Source organism: Okeania sp. SIO2F4, from assembly GCF_010672385.1.
Classification (GTDB): domain Bacteria; phylum Cyanobacteriota; class Cyanobacteriia; order Cyanobacteriales; family Microcoleaceae; genus Trichodesmium.
Genome location: NZ_JAAHGT010000394.1, coordinates 1 through 8,441, shown reverse-complemented (window position 1 = coordinate 8,441; position 8,441 = coordinate 1). Strand labels below are relative to the sequence as shown.

Below are 8,441 nucleotides of genomic sequence, written 5' to 3'. Positions count from 1 at the left end.
CTGCGGAGGACCCGGCGGAAAAGATCGCCAAGCTTGAAACGCGACTGGCCAAAGCCATCGCCAAACGCGACCAGGCAAGAGAACAGGGCAACGACAAGCTGGATGCCTTCGAGAACTCCGTGGTCACCCTGGATTATCCGTTTGATACGACTCTGGTTACTATTAATGCTGCTGACAAACATCATCCTCGACCCTTTGCTCCCACAGTATTGCCAGTAGCGCAACAAAAAAATGTCGGAGTTATTGGAATGAAGATACCTGCTTACGGTAAGTTACTCCGACCGGGAGTTTTAAATATGCAAGAGGCAATGGGATATGTGTTGTCGTTAGGGGGAGTTCATTGTTGTATTGTAGCTACGGAGTCGGTGGAGATGTTGCAGTCGAATGTTAGGGTTGCTCAAGAGTTTCAGCAACTAAGTCAGGAAGATATGGGAGCGATCGAGCAGAAAACAGCCAATGTTTGGCAGGAGAATACTTTCTTCCGCGCTTGGACTTAATAAAAGGCAGTAATTTAGTAGTAGTTTGGGTTGAGGCAACTTAGCTTGCTTCCCACAGAGTAATCTAACAAATACAGATATAGCACTACGCATTCAGGTTAGGACATTGGCACAACCTGAAAACCTATTTACACAAAATTCTCTTAAGAAGAGATAGAAAAAAGCAGCCTACTAAAATAGATGCTATTGCACTTACCCAAGAGAAGATTTCCAGGTAGCAACGAAACCCAACAAAAACCTATATCTGTATTTGTTGGGTTGCGCTGTCGCTTTTTCCTGACGGAATGCTAGCGCAAACATATAGAAATAGACTTATTTAGATTTTAATATTCAGTAACATTAATTAACCGCAATGTAGGGACGTTGTATGCAAGGTCTCTACGAAGTTAGGGAAATATTTTTTATTACAGTTATTTAATGAGACATGATATAACATATTATTAGCGATATAGCTGCCGCTAGGCTTCGCCAACGCTCCCTAGTAGCTAGATACTGATTTGACCACGGATATACGGATTATTTTTTTTTGTTTGGCGATCGCTCCCTAGACTTGACATTCTAATATGGCTACCAAATTAGTTCCATATCTAACACAAATCCAGGCAAAACATCTTCACCAAATAATGTTTGAGGTGCATCTAATATTTCTACCTCCTTACCAACACGATAAACTTCTACTTGCCGATTTTTTCGATTAATTAACCAACCCAAACACATCCCATTTTCCAGATATTCTTGCATTTTTTCTCTAGTCTCAGATAAACTGTCTGAAGGTGACATTAATTCAATTAAAAAATCAGGACAAAGAGGTAAAAACTTAGTTCTTTCTTCAGGAGTTAAACTATTCCATTTTTCCATTGTTATCCAGGAAGCATCGGGAGAACGAGTAGCACCATTAGGCAACTTAAAACCTGTAGATGAATCAAAGATTTTACCTAATTTAGTTCGCCGATTCCAACTTCCTAAATCTACAAAAATTTCAGCATTATAGTTTCCAGTTTCTCCCCCAGTCGGCGACATAATAATTAAATCTCCCTTAGCATTTCGTTCAAATCTTAAATCCCGGTTTTTTTGACATAGTTGAAAAAATTGTTCGTCTGTTATTTCAATTACTGAATTAAGCTCAATCGTATAATTAGTCATTTTTCCTCCTTTTGACTTTAAGCTAATTACCAAGTAAGCATTCAGCAGTTAGCTAATGTCCTATTTAGATTTTAACATATTATTAGCGATATAGCTGCCGCTAGGCTTCGCCTTTCATGTCGCGCAGCGAAACGCTCCCCAGAGCTAGAGCTAGATAAGGATTATGCCATGGATATACGGATTATTTTTTTTGTTATACTAACTCTGGCGATCGGGCATCACTTTTTTCAAGTTCCTTTCTAACTATCTTTCCATTTCCCGAAGGCGATCGCTTTAATTTTAGCACCACTAAAAATTATCTAATAATAAAGCCAAACTTCCGAAAATTAAAACCATTCCCAGTACATATATATAGATAGTTGTTCTTTGAGCCATAGACCATATTTCACGATAACTAAGTTTATGGTTTTGAATCAAAATAACAGCAGGAGCAAAAATAAAAGGCAATATTTTACTCAAAAATAACCGCATAAAAAAGTTAATACTCCACAGTCTTTTACCAACAATATTTTGATTATATTGCCAAGGAAAAACAGTTTGAGCTAGACGGATTAAAGGCTTTATATCTGGAGAACGTAAATACTCAAATAATGGCAAACTATCAGAAATAATATTATTAGTTTGCTCCAGTGCTTCATTAAGTATAAATACATCCTCCAAAGCAGAATTTACACCTTGTCCAATATCGGGAGGAAAACAATGTACCGCATCTCCTAATAAAACTATTCCAGTATAATTATCTGTATTTGATAATAACAAATGCAGCCCAGAACAATATTGAGGGATGGGAAAAGAACCACCCTCACTTTTAGCAAAACGTTCTTTTTCTTCTGATGAAACTATTTTATTAATCGGAAATTGTGGAAAAGATTTTTCTAGAAACTCAGACAATTTTTCAGCATCTTGTAATTTCCAAATTTCATGTTCTGGTCGCGTAACAATAACTGCTGTTCTTGGTTCGTTGGGGTTAGCAAAAGGAAAAATTACTAGAGATAAAGAACGTTGAGAATCTGAAAATGCTCCACGAATAGCATAAGCCATTGTACAAACTGCCTGTTCAGAATTATTATGGTCTAGGGGGAAGTTAGGCGTTAAAGTCAAAACTTTGTATTTCAAACCAGAACTTGCCGAGGGAAAAAACTGCATTTTAAATTTATCTGTTCCAGAATTATCCCACTTATCTAAAGTTTGCCTAACTAGAGAATTAATTCCATCACAACCAACTAACAAATCTGGCTGAAATTGATAATTTGTTTGGTCATTTATTCCTTGGGCAATAATTGTTAATTTTCCATTCTTATTGTTAACCTCCAGACATTTTGTATTAAATAAAGTTGTAATCCGATCTTGCCAATTTTCGTCAATTTCTTGAAAAAGTAGTTGCAAAAATGCTCGACGTGGTAGCTGATAACCAGTTTTGCGATTAGAAACTCTGGTGGGTAATTTTGAAGTTTTACGATTACCATCAGCCTTAATTTCTGTGAGGTAAAATTCTGTATTGGGAACGCTGATTTTTGCTAATTTTTCAGTTAAACCAAATAGATCGGTAAATTTTTGACCCCGCCCATCAATTAAATAATTGAATGATTTATCAGGTTCATAAAAATCGGCAGCAGGTCGTTTTTCTAAAACTGTAATTTGATGCCAACCACGTTTAGCTAACATTAATGCTGTGGCAAAACCAGCAGGACCCCCACCGACAATAACTGCGTTTTGGTTTAAGTTTTTTGTTTCTGTAGACATAGTTTTTAGGTAAGTATTCAGCCGTTAATTATTAGCTATTAGCTATGAGTTATATATAATCCTAGTAATCAATTATCATATAACTAAGAACATCAAAAGTCAAAAGTAAGAAAAAAACAAAGGATTTAAGCCACAAAAATTATTTAAGAGTATTTCTAGTCATCTCTATCTTGATGGGTTAGGAGCAAATGCGATATTAACAAAACAGGATATTTTTGCTTGTATGAGCTATGCTGCTGAACGGGAACAAAAAACTTTAATAGTACCCAAACGAAACTTTGATTCGACCATAATTTATCGCCTGATTTAGTGTCACGTTTAGCTGATATTTATCCACAATCAAGTCATCTTGATATTTGAGAATTAGACCAAGCTAGCCATCGAGATGTATGGCAATATGCTCGTGATAATGAATATATTATTGTTACTAAAGATGCTGATTTTTCTGATTTGGTAATTTTGCTTGGTTTTCCACCTAAGTTAATCTGGATAAGAGTAGGAAATTGCACAACATCTGAAATTGAGATACTTTTACGTTTTCGGTATGATGATATTGTAGTTTTGAGTCAAGATGCCAGTAATTCAGTTTTAATTCTATATTAAAACAGAAGATAAGGAAGTAAAAAATGTCATTAAAATCAACATATCTCACAATCCTTTAAGCCCACAAATAAAAGTTAGTCAATCTTTCCCGATAATGACTACAAATAGCCTTATATTTCTTGAATTTCCTCCAATAAAAAGATGAAAAAAGACCCGTTATTTAATTAAATTACCATTATAAAAAAGACGAAAATTTTAGTAACGCAAGTCAAAAAAATGTTATAACATTATCAGCAAGAGGGAGAATGACAAGAATTACTACAAACTTGTTAAGCAAATGCTAGTTAATGTTAGATAAATTTCACTCACTATATATTTGCCCACCTAAAACCTAAACTCAATATATCAGGTGGATAAATGTTATAGGAGTAATCACAAACTTCTATTGTTTCAAGTTTTCCTATCCTAATAACTATTACTTATTTCATAGTAACATGGTTCAGTAGAATCTACCATGATAAATTTTGACAAAAAGTATGTTTAAGTAATATTTAAGTTTCTATTTTTACCTCTAGTCACTTATCTAATGTAGCTAAATATATTACCGAATAATTAATAATTATTAATTAAATAATTCAGCTTTATTAGCCTCACCTTTCAAGGATAAAAAAGTGCTCTTGAATTTCCTTATATTCAATTCCCGTACGGTTTTAACCAGAGGTAATTATCCATTATCAATTATCCATTATCCATTAATGAATAATCCCCTGTCCCTACTATCCAAAAAAATTGATGCCTTTTAACAATTCAATGTCTTTTACAAAAATTATAAGTATTTTTGAGAAATGAACACAACCACTATGTTATAATGAATAGGATCGGAATTGTTCATTTGGGTGTTATATTAAGTAAGTAGGAAGTAATAGTAGTAACATTAATGTTCTCTTTGCTTCAAATAGACTGTTTGTTTACTTGAGAGGAATAATAATAGTGTTAACACAACCATTGTTAAAGACTAAGAATTTTTTGAGAAATGTGAGAAATTTCCAGAAGATACCTAATTGGTATTGGGTAGATAAAATTCCTGAGTTCAATATGAGTTTTAATGATGTAGAAATTGAACGTGGTTCGGATAAATTATTTCTCAAACCCTTGGGAATATATGTTGAAAAGGAAAAATATGATTTTCTGCTGACGAGAAAAGCATTAAATAGAGCAAAATTTCTCAATAAAAAATTAAATGGTAAGTTTTCTATAGGCGCAAATGATGAATTGATTTTAGAAGTTGAGGGAATCAAAGTCAATATTCAAACTGAGGAAGAACTTTCTATTATTTGGGAAATTTATTGGTTGGGAATTTATAATTTTATCTACGAAAAACCTGTAGTTATGCTAGATATTGGTATGAATACAGGATTGGCAAGTCTGTATTTTGCCAGGCAGGAAAATGTCAAATCAGTATGGAGTTACGAACCTTTTAAAGTTACTTACAATCAAGCATTGCATAACTTTGATTTAAACCCAGAAATTGCCCAGAAAATTAAACCATTTAGTTATGGAATTGCTGCTGAAGAAAAAACAGTAACAGTTGAATTTGATAATGAATTAAGGGGAAGTATTGGAGTTGAAGGAGTTACAGAAAATCGAAAAAAAAGTCTGGAAAATCAATCTTTACCGACAGAAGAGATTAGTTTAAAACCTATCAGTGAAGAACTAAGTTCAATAATTTCTCAGCACCCAGATATGGATATTATTGCTAAGATTGACTGTGAAGGTTCTGAGTATGAAATATTTGATTCTTTAGCGGCAAAAGGGCAACTAAATCAAATCAAAATAATTATGATGGAATGGCATTATAAAGGACCTGATAAGTTAGCTGATTATTTGCGTCAAGCTGGTTTTGCCATTTTTTCTCGTTTGCCTCGTAGTAGCAATATTGGGGCGATATATGCTGTTAGAGTGTAATTTGGTTCCTGAATAATTTTGCTCTCTTTTGTAGGGGGTTTGGCAACCGAACCCCTACATCCTTATGATAAATTCCTGGAAATAGAATAGATGGCGATCGCCTTCCTGGAATGGGTGAAGAATTTTTCATCCTTAAAAGTGTAGAGTCAAAAATATCAACATTATGACTCTAAAACCGCTCTTTATTCGGTGATTTTTAAACAATATATTGTTCTAGGAAAGCTTTTAGTTTCTGTATATTATCTTGGGTAATTAAGTTATAAAATATTTCGACTGTTTCATTGGGTGTATAAAAATGATAAAAACGCTCATCTTCTGGAACTTGCTCTACATAGATTAACGGAATATTTACAGTAGATAAAATTTGAGCTTTGTGGTAATTGCTTTCTTTTAGTTCTGGAGATTTATGCCAAATTGACTGACATTCTATGACTAATTTTGCTTGGCGATTTGTTTTTAAACCTCGTTCTATTATGGCAATATCTACTTTTGAATTAATCCAAATTTCCCAAATATTTTTTGGTATCCAGCCAGTCTGACAACAAATACTATTCAGAGTAACTTGGGGGCAATAATGGAAATTATTTCCCAAAACTATTTCCAAAATATCCATGACATTCATTTCTAATTCGTTGATAATTTCGCCACTTTTAAAATTACGGTAAGCAGAAGATAAGTCATCTATATTATTAGAATTACTAGAGATGTATTCAGCGTTAGGGAAAAGGCTGAGTTGATAAGCATTCATAAATTTTTCTCCTTTTTGTTAACTATTTACAGCTTATCTAGAAGATTAGGTAAAATCTATTCACAGTCTGTGAGTAAGTGTGAGTAAAACTGTGAGTATTTTGTGAGTGCTATGATAAATATGGATAAAATTAGATTTGTATATTTAGGGTTTGCTGATTAAATATAAAAGTATTGGCAGCTAAAGGTTTAAGCATTTTGAAGTCTAGAAAAAATACGAGATTTTGAGCAGCTCTTGCCCAAAAAGTTAGTATTTGGGTAAGAGTTGGGGAGGTTGGATCGAGGGATAATTTTTCTGAATACCTTCTATAGAACTCCGTGTTTCTCTTGACTCTTCACTACTCCCTACTCCCTACTCCCTATTCCCTACCTTCACAAAAAGACTTTTTCAGCAAACCCTATTTATTAAAAGAGTTTAAGTAAATGACATTTGAAGAAGAATTTTCAGAAGCTTATCAAAATTGGGAAATAGAGAGACTTTATCTTGACTTAGCTAATGCACTAGGGAAAGATTTATCACCAAATGCCAAAATATTTCTACGAGGAGTTTTGTGTGCTAACTCCCCTAATGAAATAGCTAAAAAATTGAACTACCAGAGTAAAAATATTTCTGATACTGTTCGACAAACTTTATCTAAAGAAGTCTATCCAGCAATAGAAAAATTAGTTAACTCTGGGAATAAAATTAACTGGCGTAAAACTTCTGAAAATTCTGTTTCTCAACTCCTCAAAGACTACAGAAAAAAACCAGAAAACTTACCTCCCACTCCCACTGAAATAAAAATTGATTGGCGTTGGGTATGTGCAAAAATGCTGGAAAAGCAACAAACAACTCAACAACTCAGACGTAAAGCAACTCAAATAGGATGTGAAGTTGAAGTATTTGTGGAACTGGGGTTAGTTGAACGTAAATTACAACAACGTCACAGTGATAATAATGGGATGGAAAAATTCAGGGAGAAAGAGGTTATTACCCTCACTTACGAATATGATGAATTTTTGCGGGATGTCATTCAAGGGAAGAAAAATAAATTTACTGCTATTGTTGGGGAAGCAGGATCGGGTAAGACGACTTGGTTAGATAAAATTGCTACTTACCTGAAAAACACAAACGATCTATATATATGTATCCCATTGGGAGAGTTGCAGGGAAAAACACTGGAAGAGTACATTCTGGAAAGGTGGTTGTCAAATGCGATGTTGCTCATAGACTCAGATATTGACTCGGAAACTCAGGAGAAACGGTTAACAAAACTACTACAAAAAGATGAGGTGTGGTTGTTGCTTGATGGTGTGGATGAAATAGGGGAAACTTCTGCAGCTAAAACTCTGAGAAATATTCAACAACAACTTACTGGTTTATTAAGTGCAGCGCGAGTAATTTTGACTTGTCGCACAAATGTTTGGGATGTTAATTTTAATAATCCTCTTAGTAGTTTTGAAACTTACAAAACTTTGGAGTTTAAATTTGAACAAGTTGATAATTTTATTCATCAGTGGTTTCTTAAAGCTGAGAATAAAAAACGGGGTGAAAAGTTGGAGGAAAAGTTAAAAGAGTCACGCCATGAAAGGATTTATGATTTAGTTAGAAATCCTCTGAGGTTATCGTTGTTGTGTCAGATTTTATATTTTGATGAAAATGCAGAGTTGCCAGAAACAAAAGCAGGACTTTATCAACAGTTTATCCGGTATTTTTATGAGTGGAAGCCGGAAAAAATAGATATTAATTGGAATGTTAAGCCTAATTTAAAAAATGAACTTCATCAAGCTTTGGGTAGGGTGGCTTTAGCTGGTTTAGATAGA

At 34.0% G+C, this 8,441-nt stretch carries 7 protein-coding genes and 1 pseudogene; 4 read left to right on the top strand and 4 right to left on the bottom strand.

What is annotated here, in order from left to right; genetic code table 11:
- The coding region (locus tag F6K22_RS22690; RefSeq protein ID WP_483244156.1) for an aldo-keto reductase family protein at nucleotides 1-497 on the top strand (497 nt) is incomplete at its 5' end.
- Nucleotides 498-1,064: 567 nt separating this feature from the next.
- On the opposite strand, the gene F6K22_RS22685 is transcribed toward F6K22_RS22690, so the two are convergent.
- Together F6K22_RS22685 and F6K22_RS22680 are read right to left on the bottom strand one after the other, a co-directional pair.
- Entirely contained in the window at nucleotides 1,065-1,640 is a 576-nt protein-coding gene (locus F6K22_RS22685) for a Uma2 family endonuclease (RefSeq protein ID WP_293103028.1), read from the bottom strand.
- A gap of 288 nt (nucleotides 1,641-1,928) precedes the next feature.
- On the bottom strand, nucleotides 1,929-3,383 hold the full coding sequence (locus F6K22_RS22680) for an FAD-dependent oxidoreductase (protein ID WP_293103027.1): 1,455 nt from the start codon (nucleotides 3,381-3,383) through the stop codon (nucleotides 1,929-1,931).
- 375 nt (nucleotides 3,384-3,758) lie between these two features.
- On the opposite strand from F6K22_RS22680, the pseudogene F6K22_RS22675 reads away from it, so the two are divergent.
- Nucleotides 3,759-3,986, top strand: a pseudogene (locus F6K22_RS22675) (DUF5615 family PIN-like protein); the annotation flags it as partial.
- Between the two features lie 930 nt (nucleotides 3,987-4,916).
- Nucleotides 4,917-5,891, top strand: a complete 975-nt coding sequence (locus tag F6K22_RS22670) for an FkbM family methyltransferase (RefSeq protein ID WP_293103025.1) — start codon at nucleotides 4,917-4,919, stop codon at nucleotides 5,889-5,891.
- Here F6K22_RS22670 and F6K22_RS22665 read toward each other — a convergent pair.
- Both F6K22_RS22665 and F6K22_RS22660 read right to left on the bottom strand, forming a co-directional pair.
- Nucleotides 5,881-6,021, bottom strand: coding sequence for a hypothetical protein (locus F6K22_RS22665; protein WP_293103023.1), 141 nt, complete (start codon nucleotides 6,019-6,021; stop codon nucleotides 5,881-5,883). The two genes, F6K22_RS22670 and F6K22_RS22665, sit on opposite strands and share 11 nt — an antisense overlap.
- Before the next feature lie 66 nt (nucleotides 6,022-6,087).
- A complete protein-coding gene (locus tag F6K22_RS22660; protein ID WP_293103021.1) occupies nucleotides 6,088-6,639 on the bottom strand; it encodes a hypothetical protein in 552 nt (183 codons plus the stop codon).
- 422 nt (nucleotides 6,640-7,061) lie between these two features.
- On the opposite strand from F6K22_RS22660, the gene F6K22_RS22655 reads away from it, so the two are divergent.
- On the top strand, nucleotides 7,062-8,441 hold a 1,380-nt coding region (locus F6K22_RS22655), incomplete at its 3' end, for an NACHT domain-containing protein (protein WP_293103019.1).